The following is a 22838-nucleotide window of genomic DNA, read 5'->3' as shown; positions in this document are numbered from 1 at the left end:
TTCCAGCTAGAGCCTAGAACTGCTCCGCCGTCATCTGCATTAGCGAATCGGCACCAGACTCCAGCGCTTCAACGTGTGCACGAGCACGCGGCAGAAGACGCTTGAAGTAGAATTCCTGGGTAGCCAGTTTGGCTTTGTAGAAGTCTTCCTCGGAGGTGCCTGCGTCCAGGGTTGCCTGGGCAGCTACAGCCATTTTCAGCCAGAAGAACGCCAGGGTCACATAGCCCGAGTACATGAGGAAATCCATCGCCGCAGCACCGACTTCCTCGCGATTCTGCATAGAGCGCATGGCAATCTTCTGAGTCAGCTCACCCCACTCGGCGTTCAGCTTGTTCAACTTGGCCACATACTCACCCAGGGTAGTGTGCCCTTCATTGGCCTGGCAAAACAGGTGCACTTGCTTGGTGAAGGCGCGCTGCATCTTGCCCTGGCTCATCAATACTTTGCGGCCCAACAGATCCAGCGCTTGGATGCCGTTAGTGCCTTCATACAGCAGGCTAATACGGCAATCGCGCATCTGCTGCTCCTGGCCCCATTCACGGATGTAGCCATGACCACCGAAAACCTGCATGCCGTGGTTAGTAACTTCCAGGCCAGTCTCGGTCATAAACGCCTTGCAGATGGGCGTCAGGAACGCCAATTGATCATCAGCGTTGGCACGCACCGCTTCATCCTGAGAATAATGTGCCTTGTCCAGCAATTGCGCGGTGTAATAAGCCAGCGCACGGTTGCCCTCGTTGAAGGCCTTCATGGTCAGCAACATACGACGCACATCGGGATGTACGATAATCGGATCGGCCGGTTTGTCCGGTGCCGCTGGGCCTGACAGGGCGCGCATCTGCAGGCGATCCTTGGCATAGGCAATAGCGGTCTGGTAAGACGCCTCGCCATGACACAAACCCTGCATGCCGGTACCCAGGCGTGCGTGGTTCATCATGGTGAACATGCAGTTCAGACCCTTGTTGATCTCGCCGATCAGAAAGCCGGTGGCGCCGTCAAAGTTCAGTACGCAGGTAGCAGAGGCCTTGATCCCCATCTTGTGCTCCAGGGACCCGCACTTCACGCCGTTGCGCTCACCCACCTCACCATTGGCGTCGGGCAGAAACTTGGGCACGATGAACAGCGAAATACCCTTGGTGCCAGCGGGCGCATCGGGCAACTTGGCCAGTACCAGGTGCACGATATTTTCGGCAAAGTCATGTTCGCCACAGGAAATAAATATCTTGGTGCCAGTGATTTCGTAACTGCCATCGTCACGCGGTATCGCACGGGTTTTGGTCAGACCCAGATCGGTACCGCAATGGGGTTCGGTCAGGCACATGGAGCCAGTCCAGGTGCCAGGCACCAGCTTGTTCAGATACAACTCTTTCTGCTCTGGGCTGCCATGGGCACGAATGGCAGCCGAGCAGCCATGGCTCAGGCCAGGATACATGCTCCAGGCATAGTTAGCCGACGCCGTCATCTCCGCCACCACCAGACCCAAAGAAACTGGCAGACCCTGCCCGCCGTACTCGACCGGACCGGTCATCGAGCCCCAGCCATTGTCGACATATTGCTGGTAGGCTTCCTTGAAACCCTTGGGCGTAGTGACAACGCCATCATCAATATGACAACCTTCCTCATCACCGCTGCGGTTCAGCGGCGCCAACACTTCGCCAGCGAATTTGGCGCTTTCTTCAAGAATCGCGCTGACCATATCCGGCGTTGCATCAGTGTGACCATGGGTTTCATAACCGGCAGGAAAATCGAACACTTCGTCCATCACGAAGCGCATGTCACGGAGGGGGGCTTTGTAAGTAGGCATGCTATTGTCTCCACAGATCGGCAGGACCATACCGGCCGATACGAATTCATACAGTTGTTTGAACATACGGCCAGGCGGTTAGCAGGGTCAAGCTATTGACCCGCGCATTACACTGATTGATACAAAGCTATAAGGTAACCTTCAGGCCCGCCGCTACCTGAGCTGTACCCTTTTCGAGACAACTTGCAAGTGACACGGCCTCTTCCTTGAAAGCACTCAGCTAGAACGCTGATTACCCGCCAAAACACTTATTCCATAAGTGAATATGAAAATCAGTTTTCGTGCTTGGACAGACTTAACGATCCCTTTTATTGTGGCGGCCTGATGGCTTCCGGTTCGCGGAGCCGATACCTCATACGAGATTCAGGTTACCAATGAACTGGGATTCCCTGCCAATGATTGGCGTCGCCGCTCTGCTGTGCTGGGTGTTCTACGCCTTTGCCCGCGAAAAGTTCAGCCCTGACGTAGTGGTCGGCATTGCCGTCGCCGTGTTGTTGGCCAGCAGCCTGCTCAGTGCCGGGGACGTCCTTAGTGTGCTGTCCAACAGCGCGCCAATCACCATTGCCTGCATGTTCATACTCTCCGCCGCACTGGAGCGCACCGGCTGTGTCGACGCGCTGGGCAAATGGCTGGCGAAGCTGGGCGGCGGCAGCCCATTACGCACTCTGTTCAGCCTAATGATCACGGCGCTGGTGCTCTCGACCTTCATCAATAACACCCCGGTGGTTGCCATCCTGACGCCCGTCGCCGTCACCCTGGCCGCCCAGGTCGGCAGCAAAGCATCGAAGATGCTCATTCCCCTGTCCTACGCCACCATTTTAGGCGGCTCCATGACCATGATCGGTACTTCGACCAATATTCTGGTTGACGGTGTGGCCCGGCAGAACGGTATGGAGCCGTTTGGGATGTTCGATATATTCCTCCCAGGCCTGATCATGGCGGTGATTGGCGTCGGTTTCATCTTGCTGGTGGGGCACCGCTTGCTGCCGGACCGGGAAAGCTTATCCAAACAGCTGCGTCCGGACCAAAGCCGTCCGTTTATGACCGAACTGCTGGTCCCGCATGACTCGCCGATCATCAGCCAGACCATCGCCGATGCCAAGCTCAACGGCAATAGCGGCATTCAGGTACTGAAGATTTTTAGGGGCGATGAAGAGCTGTCCACGCCGGTGAACAGCACCCTCCTCTGTGCTGGCGACCGCCTGATATTGCACGCCAATATGCATGACTTTATGGAGCTGCGGCAAAACGGGCTGCTGACCTTCAATCGCGAACAAGCCGCCAACTTCGAGACCATCTCCACCCGTGATGTGGTGCTGGCCGAAGCCATTGTCGGACGTAACTCACGCTACAGCCACCGGCCTATGCGCGACCTCAACCTGACCGCGCGCTACGGCATGCACGTGCTGGCCATTCATCGGCATAACGAGAACATTCAGGACAATCTGGACGATTTTCAGTTGCAGTTCGGCGATGTAATGCTGGTAGAAGGCTCGCCAACGCAGATCCGCAAGTTCGCCGACAACGGCGACCTGATCAGCTTGAACACCGTACAAGAACGCGCCTATCGGCGTGACAAGGCGCCCATCGCGATAGCCGCAGTACTGGCGGTTATGTTACTTGCCGCTTTCAAGATCATGCCTATTGAAGGGCTGGCCATGATCGCGACTGCCGTGGTGCTGGCAAGCGGGTGCCTGGATACCGAAGATGCCTACAAGGCGATCGACTGGCGGATTCTGACGATCATTTTCGGCATGCTGGCGATCAGCATTGCGATGAACAAGGTCGGGCTGGTGGATACCATAGTCGCCCAGGTCATGAGTCTGTCGCCATTACTGGGCCCCCTGTTCATGCTGTCGTTTATTTACCTGCTTACCTCTTTTCTGACCGAGATGGTTAGCAACAATGCCGTGGCAGTGCTGCTAACCCCCATCGCCATGGGGGTAGCCCAGCAACTGGGAGCAGACCCCCGGCCTTTTGTGGTCGCCGTGATGTTCGCCGCCAGCGCCAGCTTCGCCACGCCCATCGGCTACCAGACCAATACTTTCGTCTACAGCGCCGGGGGCTACCGCTTCACCGACTTCATGCGCATAGGCATTCCGCTGAACCTGATCATGTGGGCGACTGCCACGCTGATCATCCCGTTGATCTGGCCGCTATTTCCGGCCTAAGGCGGCTTGCCGCGGACTCAAGCGCTGGCTGCAGCAAGCGCTTGAGTCAGGTCCTCGAGGATGTCGTCGATATGTTCAATACCGATCGACAAGCGCACCATATCTCGCGGCACCCCGGCTTTGGCCAGTTCTTCGTCGTTCAATTGGCGATGTGTGGTAGTGGCCGGGTGACAGGCCAGTGATTTGGCGTCGCCAATATTCACCAGACGCACAATCAGCTGCAGTGCATCAATAAAACGCGCACCCGCCTCCTGGCCACCCTTGATACCGAAGGACAGAATCGAGGCGGGTATGCCGCCCATATAACGCTGCGCTAGCGCGTGCTCGGGATGGTCCGGCAAGCCGGCGAACTGTACCCAACTGACCTGCGGGTGCTGCTGCAGGTAATGCGCGACCTTGAGGGCATTTTCACAATGACGTTCCATGCGCAAAGACAGCGTCTCCAGCCCCATGAGAATCTGAAAAGCATTCATCGGTGACAATGCTGCGCCCATATTGCGTAACGGCACCACACGGCAACGACCGATAAAGGCTGCCGGACCAAAGGCTTCGGTGTAGACCACGCCGTGGTAGGACGGATCCGGGCTATTCAATAACGGGAAGCGCTCAGCGTTGTCGGCCCAGGGGAAGTGACCGCTATCAATCACCATACCGCCCACTGTAGTGCCATGGCCACCAATGTATTTGGTCAGGGAATGCACGATTATGTCTGCCCCATGCTCAATCGGCCGACACAGGGCCGGTGTGGCCACCGTGTTGTCGACGATCAGCGGCACGCCATGCCGGTGTGCGGCGGCGGCCAGCGCAGTGATATCAATGATATTACCTGCTGGATTGCCGATCGACTCACAGAACACCGCCTTGGTGCGCGCATCAATCAAGCCCTCCAGCGCAGCTATATCGTCATGTGCGGCAAAACGCACCTCGATACCCTGGCGCGGCAGCGTATGGGCAAAAAGATTGTAGGTGCCACCGTACAACTTGGCCACCGAGACGATATTGTCGCCGACCTCCGCTAGGGTCTGAATCGCATAAGTGATCGCCGCCATGCCGGAGGCCACCGCCAAGCCACCCACCCCACCTTCAAGGGCCGCCACCCGCTTTTCGAGCACGTCATTGGTCGGGTTCATGATCCGCGTGTAGATGTTGCCCGGTACCTTGAGGTCAAACAGATCCGCGCCATGCTGGGTACTGTCAAAGGCGTACGAGGTAGTCTGGTAGATGGGCACCGCCACTGCTTTGGTAGTGGGGTCCGGGGAATATCCGGCGTGTATCGCAAGGGTTTCGAGCTTCATGTTCATACCTTGTCTATTCTTGGGGTGTAACACCAAGCATGCCCATGCTGGCCTCGACAGGTCAATCCCCGTGATATACCAGGTTAACCGACCTTGCTCTGGGTCAAATCCCTCGCTCGTTAGCGCGGGCATACTGCTGTCAAAATCCGCTTCGAGGAGTTATTGCCGTGTCACCAATCATTGTTGCCACCGACCTGAGTCCAGAGTCTGATCTGGCTGTCAGCCGTGCCTGTGCGCTCGCCCGTGGTCTGGACGCACCGCTTATCGTGATGCATACGGTCGATGATCAGTTACCGTTGCTGGCCAGAGATGCCGTGTGCGAAGAAGCAAAGCAACTGATGCAGGATCAGCTCGGGCGCTGCCCGCAAGGCACCGGCTCAGGGGCAGCGCTGATTGTTGAACCCGGGCGGGTGGCAGAAAGCATTCTGCGCAAGGTCAGCGAGGAAAATGCCCAGCTACTGGTGATGGGCAAGCATCATCAGCGCAGCCCTGAGCTGTTTGTCGGTACCACACTCGAACGGGTCAGTCGGCTATCTTCAGCGCCAGTGCTAATGGTGGCAACGGACGGCCGCAAGTATGACAGCGCCCTACTGGCCCTGGACTTTTCCACCTGCGCCAGTGAGGCGCTGCGCTGCGCAGCACGCCTTGTTGCTGGCGGCAAACTGACCGCGCTACACCTGTGCAACCCACCGCTTGGCAAGCGTATGGCTGGGCACGCCGCTCAGCAGGCGTATATCGACGAGCAGCGGGAAATGCTGGAGTATCTGCTCAAGGACGAACTGGAAACCCTGGAGCTGATCGGTACAACCGCACCCCAGATCGACTTACTGGTAGCCACTGGCGAGGTACGGGAGCAGCTCGAGCAGGCCATCACTCGGCTTGCCCCCGGCTTTGTCGCGCTGGGCAGCCACAGCCGCAGTGGCATAAGCGAGGCGCTGTTGGGCAGTCTGGCCCAGGCCTGGTTGCGCGACCCGCCCTGCGATGTTCTGATCGCGCGCTAGGCTGACTTATTTGCTTTCGATATGGTCATGCAGGGCAATGAACTGCTGGGTCAGCTTGTGCCTGCCGTCGAGGAAGATCAATGGCGTGTTGACTTGATGTGACTCGCGCATGCGCACCGAGCTTTGCAGGTACACCGGCAGTACCGGCAACCCCTCGGCAATCAACTCATCGAGTATCTGCTGCGGCAAGCTGGCACGCGCCTGGAACTGGTTGACGACTATCCCCTCAACCTGCAGCTCCTCGTTATGCTCCTCACGAATATCCTCCAGCTCGCCGAGCAAACCATAGAGTGCCTGGCGGGAGAAGCTGTCGCAGTCAAAGGGAATCAGGCAACGGTCGCCGGCAATCAAGGCCGACATGGTGTAAAAATTGAAACTTGGCGCGGTATCAATATAGATCCGCTCGTAGTTGTCTTTGAGATCATTCAACAATTTACGTAATTTCTGAATCTTGTAGCGTGACTCCAGCTTATGCTGCAGGTCGGCGAGTTCAGGGCCAGCGGGCATCAGCCAGAGGTTTTCAAAGGGCGTCTCGGTGACAAACTGTTCGGCCTTTTTGTTGAACAGGCTGCTCGACAGCGTCTGGGCGAAAAAGTCGGCGATAGTCAGGTCTACATTCGCCAACCCCTCACCGAGCAGGTAATGGCTGGAATTGGCCTGCGGATCCAGATCCACTACCAGCGTCTTATAACCTGCAGCGGCGCTGACGGCCGCAAGATTGCAGGCAATGCTGGACTTGCCCACCCCCCCTTTCTGGTTGAATATCACCCGCCGCATGCTCATCTCCTTGTCAATGCGTGACTGCCCTCAAACCACGATAGCAGAGGGGTCGTGATAGATAGCAGACAATTCGTGCACCGCCTCGATAAAGGCTCCGGCATGGGCCGGATCAACCTCTGGGGTAATACCATGACCCAGATTGAACACGTGACCATTACCCTTGCCATAGCTCTTGAGGATGCGCGCCACCTCCTCACGAATAGCTGCAGGCTTGGCGTAGAGCACGGTAGGATCCATATTGCCCTGCAACGCAACCTTTGAGCCTACACGCGAACGCGCCACACCCATATCCATGGTCCAATCCAGGCCCAGCGCATCAGCGCCAACCTCGGCAATACTTTCCAACCACAACCCGCCGTTCTTAGTGAACAGAATCACCGGTACACGACGACCCTCATGCTCGCGAATCAGCCCGGCTACAATCTTGCGCATATAGGCCAGGGAAAACTTCTGATAAGCGTCAGAGGACAGATTACCGCCCCAGGTGTCAAAAATCTGCACCGCCTGGGCGCCAGCAAGGATCTGGCCGTTCAGGTAGGAGATAACCGAATCGGCCAGCTTGTCGAGCAGCATGTGCATGGCTTCTGGCTGATCATAGAGCATGGCTTTGGTTTTGCGGAAGTCCTTGGAAGAGCTGCCTTCGACCATATAAGTCGCCAGCGTCCAGGGGCTGCCGGAAAAACCGATCAGCGGTACGCGTCCATTCAGCTCACTACGGATGGTCCGCACGGCGTTCATCACGTAACCCAGGTCCTGCTCGGGATCAGGCACCTGCAGTGCCTCGATATCAGCTGCGGTATCGATACGCTTGCGAAAACGCGGGCCTTCGCCAGCTTCAAAATACAGACCCAGGCCCATTGCATCCGGGATGGTCAAAATGTCCGAAAACAGAATCGCCGCATCCAGCGGATACCGCTCCAGCGGTTGCAGAGTGACCTCGCAGGCCATTTCCGGGTTGGTGCACAAACCCATGAAATCCCCGGCTCGAGTGCGCGCCTCGCGGTACTCGGGCAGGTAGCGCCCGGCCTGGCGCATCATCCATACGGGCGTGACATCCACGGGTTGGCGCATCAAGGCACGGAGGAAACGGTCATTCTTCAATTCGGGCATGGAATAGGTATCCAGTTGCGGGATCAGCGGCCATTGTACCGGGAAAGCGGCCAATAATCAGGCCCAGAGAGAAGTGTTCCTTCAGGCGGCCAAGAAACCAGCGGCGGTTGCAGAGCTTGGGCTGTAGCCTGTCCCGACCAGGCCGAGCCCTGTAGCCACTCCACTCCATCGATAACAGAAATGCAAAAGGGCGCCCGCAGGCGCCCTCTGTTCACAGACTAAAGCTATTTAGAGCTCCAGATACTCGATAATACCTTCAGCCGCCTGCCGTCCTTCCCAAATTGCGGTGACCACCAGATCCGAGCCGCGCACCATGTCACCGCCGGCAAAGATCTTCGGGTTGCTGGTCTGGAAGCGATAGCGCGCCTGCTCGGCGGCTACAACCCGACCTTGGCTGTCGATATCAACCTTGCAGCCCTCGAACCAATCCGCAGGACTGGGGCGGAAACCGAAAGCAATGATCACTGCATCTGCAGGGAGCACTTCCTCGGAACCGGGGATCGGTTCGGGGCTGCGACGACCGCGGGCATCCGGCTCGCCGAGACGGGTCTCGACCACTTTTACGCCTTCGACCTTGTCCTCACCAACGATAGCGATAGGCTGGCGATTGAACAGGAACTTCACGCCCTCGTCCTTGGCGTTTTTCACTTCCTTGCGCGAACCCGGCATGTTTTCTTCGTCACGACGGTAAGCGCAATAGACCGCTTTGGCCCCTTGGCGGATCGAAGTGCGGTTACAGTCCATCGCCGTGTCACCCCCCCCCAAGACCACGACCCGCTTATCCTTCAAATCAATGAAGTCAGCCGGGGACTTCTCGAAGCCCAGGTTGCGATTGACGTTGGCCACCAGGAAGTCCAGTGCATCATGGACCCCGGGCAGGTCTTCACCGGGGAAACCACCTTTCATATAGGTGTAGGTGCCCATGCCCATAAAGACCGCGTCGTAATCGGCGAGCAGCTCATCAATACTGACATCCTTGCCGATCTCGGTATTCAGCCGGAACTCGATGCCCATGCCCTCGAAGATTTCCCGACGACGCGACATGACCAGCTTTTCCAACTTGAATTCGGGGATGCCGAAGGTTAGCAGGCCACCAATTTCCGGGTAGCGATCAAACACCACCGCGCCGACGCCGGCACGTGCCAAAACATCGGCACAACCGAGGCCGGCGGGACCGGCACCAATGATCGCGACCTTCTTGCCGGTCGGTACCACCTGGGACAAATCCGGACGCCAGCCCATGGCAAAGGCGGTATCAGTAATGTACTTTTCCACCGAACCGATGGTCACGGCGCCAAAGCCATCATTCAACGTACAAGCGCCTTCACACAACCGATCCTGCGGGCACACGCGACCGCAGACTTCCGGCAGCGTGTTGGTCTGATGAGCCAACTCGGCGGCTTCGAGGATGTTGCCCTCGGACACCAGCTTCAGCCAATTGGGAATATAGTTGTGTACCGGGCACTTCCACTCGCAATACGGATTGCCGCACTCAAGGCAGCGGTGCGCTTGATCAGCAGCCGCCTCCGGCTTGAATTGCTCATGAATTTCGACAAATTGGGTCTTGCGCTGACGCAACGGGCGCTTCAGCGGATCCTTGCGGCCCACATCGATAAACTGGAAGTCGTTACTCAAACGGTCAGCCATATTCAAACCTCTAAACAGCAGCGGCAGATTTCGAGCTGCAACTGCAGGACTCATCAGGGCAAGATGGCAGACCTGTCGAGCAGGTCTGCCATCGGCCTCTAGTTATTGCGGGTTGGCGCGGGTACTGGTCAACAGGGCGCGCAGACTTGCGGCCTTGGGTTTGACCAGCCAGAAGCGGCGGATGTAGTTATCCAGATTATCCAGCACTTCTTCACCCCAGGCGCTTCCAGTCTCGGCAACGTAATCGGTCAGCACCATGGTCAGGTGGCTACGATAGGCCTCCATCGACTCACTGCTGATCCGGTGCAACTCCACCAGCTCATGGTTGAGCTTGTCGAAGAAACTGTTGTCCTGATCCAGTACAAAGGCGAAACCACCGGTCATGCCCGCACCGAAGTTATGACCGGTTGGCCCGAGTACGCAGACCATACCACCGGTCATGTACTCGCAGCAGTGGTCGCCAGCACCTTCAATCACCGCATGGGCACCGGAGTTACGCACCGCGAAACGCTCGCCAGCGGTACCGGCAGCCAACAGCATGCCGCCAGTGGCGCCATACAGACAGGTGTTGCCAATGATGGCGGTTTCTTCCGAGCGGAACGGACTGCCCTGCGGCGGCACGATGACCAGCTTGCCGCCGGTCATACCTTTGCCGACGTAATCGTTCGCATCCCCTTCCAGGTACATGTTCAAACCGCCAGCGTTCCAGACACCGAAGCTCTGACCGGCGGTACCCTTGAAGCGGTAGGTGATTGGCGCGCCAACCATGCCCTGATTACCGTGCACGCGAGCGATTTCGCCGGACACCCGAGCACCAATTGAGCGATCACAGTTGGTCAAGCGCATCTCAAACTCGCCACCGCTCAGACCATCAATGCCGGCACGCGCCAGTTCGACCATCTTCTCGGCCGTCAGCCCCTTGTCGAACGGAGCGTTGCGCGGCGATTCGCAGTATTGGGGCTTATCGGCGGCCACGTCCTTGCTGAACAGCAGAGGCTCCAGATCCAGATTCTGCTGCTTGCTGGTCACGCCAGGCAGAATTTCCAGCAGATCAGTACGCCCGATCAGGTCCTGCAAACGGCTGACGCCAAGTTGCGCCATCAACTCACGGGTTTCGGTAGCCACGTAGGTGAAGAAGTTCATCACCATTTCTACGGTACCGATGTAGTGATTGTCACGCAGGTGCTTGTTCTGTGTGGCAACGCCGGTGGCGCAGTTGTTCAGGTGGCAGATACGCAGGTACTTGCAACCCAGGGCGATCATCGGCGCCGTACCGAAACCGAAGCTCTCCGCACCAAGAATCGCTGCCTTGATCACGTCCAACCCGGTCTTCAAGCCGCCATCGGTCTGCACTCGGACCTTGCCACGCAAATCGTTGCCGCGCAGGGTTTGATGGGCTTCGGACAGGCCGAGCTCCCAAGGTGACCCTGCGTACTTGATTGAGGTCAACGGCGACGCGCCGGTACCACCGTCATAACCGGAAATGGTGATCAGATCGGCATAGGCCTTGGCTACACCCGCAGCGATAGTGCCGACACCGGGTTCGGCCACCAGCTTGACCGACACCAGCGCACGCGGATTGACCTGTTTGAGGTCGAAAATCAGCTGCGACAGATCTTCGATTGAATAGATGTCGTGATGCGGCGGCGGCGAAATCAGCGTCACCCCAGGTACCGCGTAGCGCAGCCGGGCAATCAGCTCGTTAACCTTGCCACCAGGCAACTGCCCACCTTCACCGGGTTTGGCGCCCTGGGCAACCTTGATCTGCAGCACTTCGGCGTTGATCAGGTACTCCGGGGTCACACCAAAACGACCAGAGGCAATCTGCTTGATCTTCGACATCCGTTCAGTGCCATAGCGGGCCGGATCTTCACCGCCCTCACCGGAGTTGGAGCGCGCGCCCAGGCGATTCATCGCCTCGGCAATCGCTTCATGCGCTTCCGGCGACAGTGCGCCCAGGGAAATGCCCGCAGAGTCAAAGCGTTTGAAGATCGATTCCAACGGCTCGACGTCATCCAGCGCGATGGCCTTCTGATCGTCACGCACCTTCAGCAAATCTCGCAGCGAGGCAACCGGACGATTATTCACCAATGCCGCGTATTCCAAATACTTGTCGTAGCTGTCGCCCTGCACGGCATCCTGCAGCGTGCGTACCACGTCCGGGTTGTAGGCATGATACTCACCGCCAAACACGAACTTGAGCAAGCCGCCCTGCTGGATATTCTTGCGTGGGTTCCAGGCTTCACGGGCCAGCAGCGACTGCTCAGCCTGCAGATCGCTGAAGCGCGCACCCTGGATGCGGCTGGCCACACCTCTGAAGCACATATCGACGACCTCGTCGGCCAGACCTACCGCCTCAAACAGCTGCGCACCCCGGTAGGAAACCACGGTAGAAATACCCATCTTCGACAGGATTTTCAGCAGGCCCTTGGAGATGCCCTTACGGTAGCTTTTGAATACTTCATACAGATCGCCGATGACCTCACCGGTACGGATCAGATCACCGAGGATTTCGTAGGCCAGGTAGGGATAGATGGCGGTGGCGCCAAAACCGATCAACACCGCATAGTGGTGTGGATCACGCGCCGTGGCCGTCTCGACCAGAATATTGCAATCGCAACGCAGGCCCACCGCAATAAGGTGGTGATGCACTGCGCCCACGGCGAGCGCCGCATGCACGGGCAGTTTGCCCTCGGAAATAAAGCGATCGCTCAGCACCAGCAGCGTCTTGCCTGCGCGCACGGCTGCCTCAGCCTGCTCGGCAATCGCCTTGACCGCCTCGCCCAGAGGCATATCAGCAGGAGCGTTCAGCTCTATACGCTGGTGCGCGAAACCAGGCCGCTCCAGGTTCATCAGCGTGCGCCACTTCGCCGGCGAAATCACCGGGCTGCTAAGAATCGCCCGGTTGGCGTGGTCGGCCGTCTCTTCAAAGACATTACGCTCAGCACCGATACAGGTTTCCAGCGACATCACGATAGCTTCGCGCAGCGGATCGATGGCCGGATTGGTGACCTGGGCGAACTGCTGACGGAAATAGTCATATACCGAGCGAATGCGGGTCGAGAGCACCGCCATCGGCGTATCATCACCCATGGAGCCCACCGCTTCCTGACCATTTTCGGCCAGCGGGCGCAATACCTGATCACGCTCCTCGAAGGTGACCTGGAACATCTTCATGTACTGCTTGAGCTGTTCCGGGCTGAGGAAGTCAGAACCATGATCGCGATCGTTCAGGGTCGCCTGAATGCGCAGGGCGTTTTCCTTCAGCCACTTGCGGTAAGGATGACGCGACTTCAGGCGCCCCTCCACGTCGCTGGTATGCAGCACTTCACCGGTTTGCGTATCCACCGCCAGGATCTGGCCCGGACCCACGCGGCCCTTGCTGATCACGTCTTCGGGCTGGTAATCCCACACGCCAATCTCGGAGGCCAGGGTTATGTAGCCATTCTTGGTCACCACATAGCGCGCCGGACGCAGACCATTTCGATCGAGCAGACAGACCGCGTAACGGCCTTCGGTCAATACGATGCCGGCCGGGCCGTCCCAGGCTTCCATATGCATGGAGTTGAATTCGTAAAAGGCCTTGAGGTCGGCATCCATCGTTTCAACGTTCTGCCATGCGGGCGGCACGACCATGCGAATCGCACGGAACAAATCCATGCCACCGGCAATCAGAAGCTCAAGCATGTTATCCATGCTGGAGGAATCGGAGCCGGTAACGTTGACGATCGGCGAGATGCTGTCCAGGTCCGGCAGCAACTCATTGGTAAATTTATTGCGGCGCGCCTGGGCCCAATTGCGGTTGGCGGTAATGGTGTTGATTTCACCATTGTGGGCAATCAGCCTGAAAGGTTGAGCCAGCGGCCATTTGGGCAGGGTGTTGGTAGAAAAGCGCTGGTGGAAAACGCTGATGGCAGTCTCCATGCGCTCGTCACTCAGATCCGGGAAGAACTGACCCAGATCGGCCGGCATCATCAGACCTTTATAAGAAATAACCTTGTGCGACAGGCTGCAGACGTAGAAATCCTGATCCGCTTGCATGGCTATTTCGGCCTTGCGCCGGGCATAGAATAGCTTGATACCGAATTGCTGCTCGTCCAGGCCTTCGCCAGAAACAAACACCTGTTCGATACGCGGCATGCAGCTCAACGCCAGCGGCCCAAGCACGCTACTGTCGACCGGCACTTCGCGCCAGCCGAGCAGCGCAAGTCCTTGATCCTCAAGCGCTGCTTCAAAGGCTTGACGGGCAGCAGCAGACGCAGCCTGTTCGACGCCCATAAACACCATACCGACGGCATATTGCTCGGGCAGCTCAGCGCCCAGCGACTCTTTGGCAACCGCACGCAGAAACCGATCAGGCTTCTGAATCAGCAGGCCACAACCGTCGCCGGTCTTGCCGTCGGCGTTGATGCCACCACGGTGTGTCATGCATGTCAGGGCTTCAATGGCCGTCAGTAATAGATGATGACTAGGCTGACCCTGCATGTGGGCGATAAGGCCAAAGCCACAGTTATCCTTGAACTGATCAGGCTGATATAAACCTGCTTTCATAGGCACACTCTCAAAATGCTATAGGATTCAAGCGCTTACAAGATTCAAACGAGACTGGATCTGGCTCGGCGCCGGACAAAAGGGGAGTAATTGTACACAGCGGCACGATCGCCCACAATTTTTTTGTGGGCGATCGTGCCGCAAAATCATATCCAAATGTCGTAAATAGGAAAATTTTCCTCAACTACAAGGCGGCCAGGCCTCCCCTGCGAATCCACGCCAGCCCCGTTATCGGCGCCGGCGCGAACCGGATCACTCAGCGTAGCGATTGCTGAATCGCGCCCATACCGCGCGGCCACGGGCTCTGCTTGCGCAAGACCTCTGGCAGCTTGCTGATCCCTTGTTGCGCCTGCTGGCGGGATCCATACAGCCCCTGGGTCACAACAAACCATGGCCGGCCTTCGTGCTCGGTCTCGAAGTAACCCAGATTCTCCAGTCCAGACTGCTGTTGAATGAAGCTCAAAGCTGCGTCCCGACTGCGTGTTCCGAGCAACTGCAAAACATAAGCGTCGGAACTCGCCTGACGGTACCAGTCGGTAGAACGAATCGTCTGCCCAGTCGGTGCTGCAGGGGCCGGCGTTGCCGCTGGCGCAGGCGCAGGCGGCGCGGGGACTAATGCAGGCGCTTCCTCGACGGGAGCCGGCGCTGGGGCAGCTGTTTCCGTTTGCAGATCTACTACTTCAGCCGGCACTGGGGCCACAGACACCTGGTCGTCTGCAGCCGGGGGCGTGGCTTGGGTAGCAGCCTCGGTCACCACCGCAGTGGCAGGCTCAGGGGAGACGACATCAGGCTCCAAGGTTACCGCATTCAACTCGGTCAGCTCGGCCAGTTGGCGGTCCTGCTCCGTATGAACCGTATTGACCGGCTCCGGCAATTGCAACACGGTGCGCGAAGGCTGCTGGTCAGCCTTGTCGCCACCCATCCACCAAGCCACGCTGATACCTGCGGCAACCAGCAACACCGCGACGATAGAACGTACTGGCAGCACGCCAGCCGAGCGTCGGGCAGGGCGCGCAGATGGCACCTCCATTGCTTCTTCCATCACCTGTCTGGCAACCGTATTGATGCGCCCAGGCCAACCGCTGCTGCGGCGATGTATCTGCTGCAATTGCTCTTCATCCAGCAGTGCCAGCTCACCTCCAGCCGCCTCCAGCCGCTGGGCAAGGTAATCGCGGGTTTCGTCGAGAGAATAAGCTTCCAGCTCGATTCGGTGTACCCATTGTTCAGTCACACCCTCGGTATCCACTTGCGGCAACAGCAGGGCAATATTTTCATCCGCAAAGAGAAATATTCTGATGGGCGAATCAGCCCCGCCACTGAGGCCCATATCGGCCAGATCCTGCAACGCCTGTAGTTCCAAGAGCTGAGCGTCGTCGATAATCAGATATAACTGGACGCCGGTCTGCTTCAACTGCTCAGCCCGCTCCAACAAAGCGCCCGGCGAGCGACCCTTGGCATTCACCGCTTGGCAAAGATAACCGGTCAGCGCCGACTCATCAGCAAACTCGCGCGCCGTAGCCACCACACATTGGGTTGTATCCTTATTGCTACTGGCGACCAGCACCTGGCGCAGCAGCGTTTTACCACTGCCCTCGGGACCTGTGACCAGCAGCAGGCGATCGCCAAAACGCGCTAGGTGGTGCAACTGAGCCAATACTGTTTTGCGTTGCGGGGTGAAAAACCGAAATCCCGGTGTCCGAGCAGCAAAGGGGTCATGACTCAACTGATAGTGGTCAAGAAACTCATCGAGCTCACCTGAGGCGCTGAAATTAATATCCCGTTCCACTGTCATGACTGGCCCGCTGCGAGTGTTGCCTGTAAGGAAGCAGAATCGAATTCTGCGCTGACGACGGCATGCCCCAACGCCTTGACCAGAACCAGGCGCAGCTGTCCGTCGAGTACTTTTTTGTCTACTGCCATCAGACCCATAAAGTCTGCAGCCGTCATCTCCGCTGGCGGCTCGGTCGGCAGACCCGCCGCAGCGATCAGAGTTGTTGCGCGATCAACCTCGGCCTGGGTAATCCAGCCTTGCCGACAGGACATCCTCAGCGCCATCACCATGCCCGCCCCCACCGCTTCACCATGCAGCCACTGGCCGTAGCCCTGATGCGCTTCAATAGCATGGCCGAAGGTGTGTCCCAGATTCAGAATCGCCCGAATTCCGCCTTCACGTTCATCAGCAGCAACCACTTCGGCCTTGATCCGGCAAGAGCGCGCGATCGCTTCGGTAGTCAGGCGCGGATCGAGCGCTCGCAGCCCTTCAATATTATTTTCCAACCAGCCCAAGAACTGACTATCCCGGATTAACCCGTATTTAATCACCTCGGCCAAACCGGCACTCACTTCTCTTGCCGGCAGCGTCAGCAAGCTGTCGGTATCGATCAGCACCGCCTTTGGCTGATAGAAGGCGCCGAGCATGTTCTTGCCTGCAGGATGGTTGATACCCGTCTTGCCACCCACTGAAGAGTCCACTTGTGACAGCAGCGTGGTCGGCATCTGAATGAAATCCACACCCCGTTGATAACAAGCGGCGGCAAACCCCGTCATATCGCCTATCACCCCACCGCCCAGCGCGATCAACGTCGTCTTGCGGTCGTGACGGGCGGCGAGCAACGCGTCGAATACCTGCTGCAAGGTAGCCCATGTCTTGAACGCTTCCCCGGTAGGCAATACAACGCTCAGGACCTGATAGCCAGCCAGCACTTGACGGAGCGCATCCAGATATAACGGAGCAACAGTGTCATCCGTCACAATACAAACCTGCTTGCCACCGATGTGCCCAGTAAGCAGCTCGGGCTGGGCGAGCAGATTGCTGCCAATGTAGATGGGGTAACTGCGATCACCCAGTTCAACGCTTAGATGTTGCATCAATTTCTCTCCGATACGACTCCGGCAAGAATACAACAGCCACGCAACTTGTGCTCAGCCAGAATCTCGGCGCATGAATGGAATTGGGTAGCGGTGCGACTATTCGTTAGTGCCCTGCAGGCGACTCAGAATCGTGTTGACGACCACTTTCGGGCCGCGCTGATCGGTGTCGATGGTGACGTCGGCTATTTCACTGTATAGCGGATCGCGACGCGCCATGAGATCGCGCAACACCTTTTCGGGATCGGCATTAAGCAGCAGCGGACGTTGTCTGTCCTTGGAGGTGCGCTGCAGTTGCTGATCCACACTGGTACGCAAATACACGACCAGGCCGTGGGCACTTAGAGCTCTGCGATTGGCCTCACGCATTACCACGCCACCACCGGTCGCGAGAATAATGCCATGCTCTTGCACCAGCTCGGCAATCATCGCCTCTTCACGCTCGCGAAACCCCTCTTCCCCTTCGACATCAAAGATCCAGGGTATATCAGCGCCGGTACGCGCTTCAATTTCCCGGTCTGAGTCCTTGAAAGGGTATTTGAGTTCTTTGGCAAGCAGACGCCCGATGGTGCTTTTCCCAGCACCCATCGGGCCGATCAGAAACACATTACGCAAGGTGATTACCTAGCAACCGTAATAGCTCCATTATTGATGATACGAGGGGTCAGGAAGATTAACAGCTCTGACTTGGTTTCGGAGGTAATGTCGCGGCGGAATGCCCGCCCGAGAATAGGAAGATCACCCAAGAACGGAACTTTCTCCTGGGCTTGCTGAGACTCGCTGGAAAAGACCCCACCGATCACAATAGTTTCGCCATCACCCACCAAAATCTTGGCATTCACCTCATTCTTACGAATAGTTGGCACGCCATTAACATCATTAGTGAAATCCGGTTCATCCTTCGTCACGATAACTTCCATAATCACTTGATTGTCCGGCGTAATCTGCGGCGTCACCTCAAGGGAAAGCACTGCTTCAGCAAAGGCTGTGGTGGTGGCACCGCTGGAGCTAGCCTCTTGATAGGGAATCTCCGAGCCTTTAAGGATTTTGGCGGTTTCCTTGTCTGATGTGACCACTTTCGGCTGCGAGATGATTTCACCGTTGCCAGTACTTTCCATCGCTGACAGCTGCAGATCCAGAATAGTGTTGTTGGTGATAAAACCTATGCCAATACCGGAGGTTGAAGACAAGAGTCCCATATCTACGAAAGGAGAGTTAAACGGTCTTTGAGTTTGGCCTTGAAAACCTGCTGTTGAAGCATCTTCGACACTATCATCAACATCCGTTTCCCCATCCTTCCCGAACAAAGAGAAACGATCACCCATACGTATGTTCCCCCCCCAACGCACCCCAAGAGCCTTATCAAAACCGACGTTAGCCTCGACGATGCGCGCTTCGATCATGACCTGGCGAACCGGAATATCCAGCTGTACAACGATGCGGCGTAGCTCATCCAGCTTCTGTTGAGTTTCCAATGCAATGATGCTGTTGGTGCGATCATCAACAGTAATCGAGCCACGCTGCTCCCCCCTGTCACCCGCTGTTACGGAAGCAAAGAGGCTGGCAATGTCTGCGGCACGCGCATAGTTGACCTGAATCAGTTCGCGACGCAGTGGCGCCAATTCAGCAATCTGCATTTGCGACTCCAGCTCCTGACGCTCGCGAGCTGCGATTTCATCAGCTGGTGCTACCAGCAGCACATTGCCGATCTTGCGCTGGTCAAGACCCTTGGTTTTTAGCACCAGGTCCAGCGCTTGATCCCAAGGCACATTCTGTAGTCGCAGAGTAATGCTCCCTTGCACGGTGTCACTGGCGACCAAGTTCAAGTCAGTAAAGTCGGCGATTAACTGCAGCACCGAGCGGACTTCAATATCCTGGAAGTTCAGCGACAGCTTCTCCCCAGTATAGGCAAATGCCTCGGAGCGGCGCTGCTCCACTTCAGTTTGTGTCAACGGCTTGAAGCTGACGATCAAACGACTATCAGCCTGATACACCAGATGCTCATAAAAGCCGGAAGGTTCGATATTGATGACGCTATCGCCACCACTGGTACTCGCGTTAACGAAGTTAACCGGGGTCGCGAAATCCTTGACGTCCAGGCGCACTCGCAACGAATCAGGCAACTGCGTATCGGGGAAAGTCAGTCTGACCCGGCCGCCCTGCTCCTGAACATCGACCTTCACTGAAGGATCAGACAAATCGACAATAACATTGCCCTCACCCTGTTCGCCGCGGCGAAAATCCAGACTGGTGATGGACCTGCCACGTGCTGCCATAGGGCTGGACACGGCCGGCTCAGAGGTCGCACGCCAATCGCTCGGCGCTGCCTGAGGAACAGCCTGCGCAGCCGCGGGACGCGGCGGTGCGCTTTGCGTGTAACCGGGTGCACTGCCAGACCCGACCATGACATACAAATCATTGCCGTCTACCCGTGTGGCGTAGGGCACCAGATCAGTAAGATTGATAATCAATCGGGTGCGGTCGTTGGCCTCCACCACTGTGATGCTGCGCGCGTTACCCAAGCCCAATTCGCGGCTGCGCTCGCCCAGCTGATTCTTCACCCCAGGCAAATCAATGGCGATACGCGCTGGCTGGTCGATGGTGTAGCCTTTTGGCGCTGATGTCACTGGCTCGTCAAAGGACAGTTTCAACTCCACCCGCTCCCCAGGCAAAGAAGCAACATCCAGCTTTTCAAGATTTGCGGCTAACGCCAACGGGCTGAGCAGCGCCATGATGGCAGCAAGCGTAAATTTTCTGGTTAAAGGCATTTGATTGCGTTCCACGCGTGACTGTTTGCAGTTCATTTTATCTCTCCCTGGTTGACTTATCCGCGCTCAGGCAAGCTGAGCGTTCGCGGGCGCTCCAACCAACCACCTTCACCGTCCGGGACGATTTCGACCACGTCGACACGGCCTTCTTCAATACTGGTGATACGACCGTGATTGCGGCCCAGATAGTCACCCATTCTCACCCTGTGCACACTACCGGCACCGCGGATCAATGCCTGCATACCGTCCTGATTACTCAAGACGCCAACCATCTCGAATCCTTCAATATTGAAGCCTTCAAGAAACTGTTTAACTCGATCTTCATCCGGCTTCAAATCCTGCGATCCACGCTCGCGCTGGGTCAAGTCAATCCTGATTGGCGGCTGGAACGGGCTACGTAGTGAAGTAGCACTGTAGGTAAAGGCCTCATAGGGCGCGAAGCGGGGCAATGGCTCGATTTCGCCCGCAGGCCGAGCGCGGGTTTCTTCCATAAAAGCCTGCAGATCGTTAAAACTGCCTCCGCTACAACCCGCCAATAGCATTGGCAAGGCGAGGGCGACGCTCAACACGCGCTTGTACATGATCATTGTTGGCCCCCTGCTTCGTTGTAGCGATAAGTTTTAGCGAGAATATCCATTTTCAGCAGGTCGGGATTGCCTTCGGTAACTGGATCAATATCAAAATCATGCAGCGTGACGATCCGCGGCAAACCCGAGACGCTGCTGACGAAGGTGGCTATATCATGGTAGCTACCCTGAACCACAATTTTGATCGGAAGCTCTATATAAAACTGCTGAGCCGATTCGGGCTGCAAAGTAATGGACTCGAACTCCAAGCCGCTATTGAGGCCCATCTGCGTAATGTCCTCAAGCAGACCTGGCACTTCGGTGTCGCTGGGCAGTTGCTTCAACAGTGCCCCAAACCGCTCTTCGATTTCGACCAACTGGTCCTTGTAGGCTTCTAGATTGGCGGCGCGAAAAGATTTATCGGTGAAGTCCTTGCGCAGGGCCACTTCTCTGGCTTCGGTCTGCTCGAGGCTGGCTTTCATATCTTTCAAATGAAATTGATAGCCGGCGAACAAGAGTGCGATGAACAGCAACAGGCCGACGATAAACTTCAACGCCCCTGGCCATACCCCGACGTTATTGAAGTCGATATTATTGATATCGATCTTGCGAAAACTATCCTTGATTTGAGACATACTCATTGCTGCTGCGCTCCCTCAGCAGAAGCTTTCGGCTCAGTTTGGCGCACTGAAAGCTCGAAAACGTTAGCCTGATCCACCCCGCCAGAGGTAACCGCTCTTACTGCAGTCAGATTCGGCGAAGTCATCCACTCAGACGCATCCATCTGACGCATCAGATTGGAAACCCGGCTATTGGACTCGGCACCACCTTTGATATTAACAGTCGAGCCGCGCATATTGACCGAGGTAAAGAACACACCATCAGGCAAGGTCCGCGCCATCTCGTCGAACACACGCACGATGATCGGACGATTACCCTGCAGATCCTGAATGATTTTCATCCGGTCTAGCAGTTGGGTACGACGTGCCTGCAACTGCTCGATTTCTTTGATGCGGGCTTCCAACAGGGTAATTTCATCCTGCAGGAATTTATTCCGGGCGTTCTGGTGGTCAATTTTACCCGCATAGAAGCGGTCGCCCATAAATACCAGCGCCCCCGCAAGAATAACGACCAAAGCCAGAACGGTTAGAAACTCTTTCTTGCGCTCTTCCCTGAGCTGCTCGCGCCAGGGTAATAGGTTAATGCGAGCCATTAGTCGAAACTCCTCATTGCCAGACCGCAGGCAATCATCAATGCCGGAGCATCATTACTGAGCGCCACTGCATTGACCTTGTTTGACAGGGTCATGTTTGCAAAGGGGTTGGCGACCAGCGTGGTAGTGCCGATCTTTTGCTGTATCAGATTGTCCAGACCTGGAATCGAGGCCGTACCGCCAGCGAGGAGGATATAATCCACATCGTTATACTGGCCACCGGCGAAGAAGAACTGCAGCGACCGTGACACCTGCTGAACGACGGCATCTTTGAACGGCCCCAACACTTCACTTTCGTAGTCATCCGGCAGGCCGCCCTGTTTCTTGGCCAAGCCCGCTTCTTCCTGGGACAAGCCGTAGCGTCGCTGAATTTCGTCAGTAAGCTGCTTGCCGCCGAACAACTGTTCACGAGTGTAGATGATCCGACCCTTGCTCAGAACGCTGAGGGTCATCATGGTCGCGCCGATGTCGATCACCGCAACGGTCATCTCATCGCGGTCACCATCGAGCTGATCGATCACCAGATCACAAGCCCGTTCCATCGCATAGGCTTCGACCTCGACCACCCGCGCACTCAGGCCGGCAAGGGCAAGCGCAGCTTCGCGAATGTCGACGTTCTCACGACGGCAGGCGGCCAGCAGCACTTCAGCTTTTTCCGGGTTGCGCGGGGAGGATCCCTGGACTTCAAAATCAATGGCAACCTCATCCAGCGGATAGGGAATGTACTGATCAGCTTCAAGCTTGATCTGCTCTTCCATTTCCTCCGGATCAAGATCCGCATCCATTTCGATGGTCTTGGTGATCACTGCGGAACCGGCGACGGCGACCGCAGCTTGCTTGAGGGAGGATCGGGAGCGGGCCAGGACTTTCTCCAATGCCTGACCGACACCTTCAAGCTCGACGATGTTTTTTTCTACCACCGCACTAGGTGGGAGAGGTTCAACCGCATAGGCCTCGACCTTATAACGGTTACCCGAGCGACTGAGTTCGAGCAGCTTCACCGTAGTGGAGCTGATATCAATGCCCAGTAGCGTGTTCGCTTTTTTCTTTATGAGCCCTAGCAC

General features: G+C 56.9%; 16 protein-coding genes. 2 read left to right on the top strand and 14 right to left on the bottom strand.

Features of this window, described 5'->3' with window-relative positions; translation table 11 throughout:
• Window positions 1-13: 13 nt before the first annotated feature.
• Window positions 14-1804 carry an acyl-CoA dehydrogenase C-terminal domain-containing protein gene (locus K787_RS0104265; RefSeq protein ID WP_028614577.1) on the bottom strand — a complete coding sequence of 597 codons (1791 nt, stop codon included), beginning with the start codon at window positions 1802-1804 and terminating at the stop codon, window positions 14-16.
• A 374-nt stretch (window positions 1805-2178) separates the two neighbouring features.
• Here K787_RS0104265 and K787_RS0104260 point away from each other — a divergent pair, with 374 nt between their 5' ends.
• Window positions 2179-3975 carry an SLC13 family permease gene (locus tag K787_RS0104260; RefSeq protein ID WP_022961553.1) on the top strand — a complete coding sequence of 599 codons (1797 nt, stop codon included), beginning with the start codon at window positions 2179-2181 and terminating at the stop codon, window positions 3973-3975.
• A 17-nt stretch (window positions 3976-3992) separates the two neighbouring features.
• On the opposite strand, the gene K787_RS0104255 is transcribed toward K787_RS0104260, so the two are convergent.
• Window positions 3993-5270, bottom strand: a complete 1278-nt coding sequence (locus K787_RS0104255; protein ID WP_022961552.1) for a bifunctional O-acetylhomoserine aminocarboxypropyltransferase/cysteine synthase — start codon at window positions 5268-5270, stop codon at window positions 3993-3995.
• Between the two features lie 167 nt (window positions 5271-5437).
• Between K787_RS0104255 and K787_RS0104250 the strand changes: the two genes are divergently transcribed.
• On the top strand, window positions 5438-6271 hold the full coding sequence (locus K787_RS0104250; RefSeq protein ID WP_022961551.1) for a universal stress protein: 834 nt from the start codon (window positions 5438-5440) through the stop codon (window positions 6269-6271).
• 6 nt (window positions 6272-6277) lie between these two features.
• Here K787_RS0104250 and K787_RS0104245 read toward each other — a convergent pair whose 3' ends face one another.
• The 12 genes from K787_RS0104245 to K787_RS0104190 form a co-directional block, all read right to left on the bottom strand.
• Window positions 6278-7048, bottom strand: a complete 771-nt coding sequence (locus K787_RS0104245; protein ID WP_022961550.1) for a ParA family protein — start codon at window positions 7046-7048, stop codon at window positions 6278-6280.
• A gap of 30 nt (window positions 7049-7078) precedes the next feature.
• Window positions 7079-8161: a uroporphyrinogen decarboxylase gene (hemE, locus tag K787_RS0104240; RefSeq protein ID WP_028614575.1), complete on the bottom strand. Its 1083-nt coding sequence runs from the start codon at window positions 8159-8161 to the stop codon at window positions 7079-7081.
• 228 nt (window positions 8162-8389) lie between these two features.
• Window positions 8390-9808 carry a glutamate synthase small subunit GltD family protein gene (locus tag K787_RS0104235; protein ID WP_022961548.1) on the bottom strand — a complete coding sequence of 473 codons (1419 nt, stop codon included), beginning with the start codon at window positions 9806-9808 and terminating at the stop codon, window positions 8390-8392.
• Between the two features lie 102 nt (window positions 9809-9910).
• Window positions 9911-14359, bottom strand: a complete 4449-nt coding sequence (gltB, locus tag K787_RS0104230; protein WP_022961547.1) for a glutamate synthase large subunit — start codon at window positions 14357-14359, stop codon at window positions 9911-9913.
• Window positions 14360-14615: 256 nt separating this feature from the next.
• Window positions 14616-16151, bottom strand: coding sequence for an AAA family ATPase (locus tag K787_RS0104225; protein ID WP_022961546.1), 1536 nt, complete (start codon window positions 16149-16151; stop codon window positions 14616-14618).
• A complete protein-coding gene (gene aroB, locus K787_RS0104220) occupies window positions 16148-17227 on the bottom strand; it encodes a 3-dehydroquinate synthase (protein ID WP_022961545.1) in 1080 nt (359 codons plus the stop codon). The genes K787_RS0104225 and aroB overlap by 4 nt, the downstream gene beginning before the upstream one ends.
• A 99-nt stretch (window positions 17228-17326) precedes the next feature.
• Window positions 17327-17842: a shikimate kinase AroK gene (aroK, locus tag K787_RS0104215; protein WP_028614573.1), complete on the bottom strand. Its 516-nt coding sequence runs from the start codon at window positions 17840-17842 to the stop codon at window positions 17327-17329.
• Window positions 17843-17847: 5 nt separating this feature from the next.
• A complete protein-coding gene (locus K787_RS0104210) occupies window positions 17848-19995 on the bottom strand; it encodes a type IV pilus secretin PilQ (protein WP_028614572.1) in 2148 nt (715 codons plus the stop codon).
• Between the two features lie 56 nt (window positions 19996-20051).
• Window positions 20052-20576 (bottom strand): type 4a pilus biogenesis lipoprotein PilP, encoded by a 525-nt coding sequence (gene pilP / locus K787_RS0104205; protein WP_028614571.1) that lies wholly within the window; start codon window positions 20574-20576, stop codon window positions 20052-20054.
• Window positions 20577-20578: 2 nt separating this feature from the next.
• Window positions 20579-21202 (bottom strand): type IV pilus inner membrane component PilO, encoded by a 624-nt coding sequence (locus K787_RS0104200; protein WP_022961541.1) that lies wholly within the window; start codon window positions 21200-21202, stop codon window positions 20579-20581.
• Complete coding sequence (locus K787_RS0104195; protein ID WP_022961540.1) at window positions 21199-21774, bottom strand: PilN domain-containing protein; 576 nt, start codon at window positions 21772-21774, stop codon at window positions 21199-21201. The genes K787_RS0104200 and K787_RS0104195 overlap by 4 nt, the downstream gene beginning before the upstream one ends.
• Window positions 21774-22838 carry a pilus assembly protein PilM gene (locus tag K787_RS0104190; protein ID WP_022961539.1) on the bottom strand — a complete coding sequence of 355 codons (1065 nt, stop codon included), beginning with the start codon at window positions 22836-22838 and terminating at the stop codon, window positions 21774-21776. Before K787_RS0104190 ends, K787_RS0104195 begins: the two co-directional genes overlap by 1 nt.

Origin of the sequence: Halopseudomonas pelagia CL-AP6, from assembly GCF_000410875.1 — a bacterium.
Lineage (GTDB): Bacteria > Pseudomonadota > Gammaproteobacteria > Pseudomonadales > Pseudomonadaceae > Halopseudomonas > Halopseudomonas pelagia.
This window is presented reverse-complemented; position numbering and strand designations above follow the sequence as displayed.

What these genes read in the sequence shown, in the direction of transcription:
- K787_RS0104200 (WP_022961541.1), bottom strand. Translation starts at nt 21,202, where the DNA reads ATGAGTATGTCTCAAATCAAGGATAGTTTTCGCAAGATCGATATCAAT.
- K787_RS0104225 (WP_022961546.1), bottom strand. Translation starts at nt 16,151, where the DNA reads ATGACAGTGGAACGGGATATTAATTTCAGCGCCTCAGGTGAGCTCGAT.
- gltB (WP_022961547.1), bottom strand. Translation starts at nt 14,359, where the DNA reads ATGAAAGCAGGTTTATATCAGCCTGATCAGTTCAAGGATAACTGTGGC.
- K787_RS0104245 (WP_022961550.1), bottom strand. Translation starts at nt 7,048, where the DNA reads ATGCGGCGGGTGATATTCAACCAGAAAGGGGGGGTGGGCAAGTCCAGC.
- K787_RS0104265 (WP_028614577.1), bottom strand. Translation starts at nt 1,804, where the DNA reads ATGCCTACTTACAAAGCCCCCCTCCGTGACATGCGCTTCGTGATGGAC.
- hemE (WP_028614575.1), bottom strand. Translation starts at nt 8,161, where the DNA reads ATGCCCGAATTGAAGAATGACCGTTTCCTCCGTGCCTTGATGCGCCAA.
- K787_RS0104235 (WP_022961548.1), bottom strand. Translation starts at nt 9,808, where the DNA reads ATGGCTGACCGTTTGAGTAACGACTTCCAGTTTATCGATGTGGGCCGC.
- aroB (WP_022961545.1), bottom strand. Translation starts at nt 17,227, where the DNA reads ATGCAACATCTAAGCGTTGAACTGGGTGATCGCAGTTACCCCATCTAC.
- K787_RS0104255 (WP_022961552.1), bottom strand. Translation starts at nt 5,270, where the DNA reads ATGAAGCTCGAAACCCTTGCGATACACGCCGGATATTCCCCGGACCCC.
- pilP (WP_028614571.1), bottom strand. Translation starts at nt 20,576, where the DNA reads ATGTACAAGCGCGTGTTGAGCGTCGCCCTCGCCTTGCCAATGCTATTG.
- K787_RS0104260 (WP_022961553.1), top strand. Translation starts at nt 2,179, where the DNA reads ATGAACTGGGATTCCCTGCCAATGATTGGCGTCGCCGCTCTGCTGTGC.
- K787_RS0104195 (WP_022961540.1), bottom strand. Translation starts at nt 21,774, where the DNA reads ATGGCTCGCATTAACCTATTACCCTGGCGCGAGCAGCTCAGGGAAGAG.
- K787_RS0104210 (WP_028614572.1), bottom strand. Translation starts at nt 19,995, where the DNA reads ATGCCTTTAACCAGAAAATTTACGCTTGCTGCCATCATGGCGCTGCTC.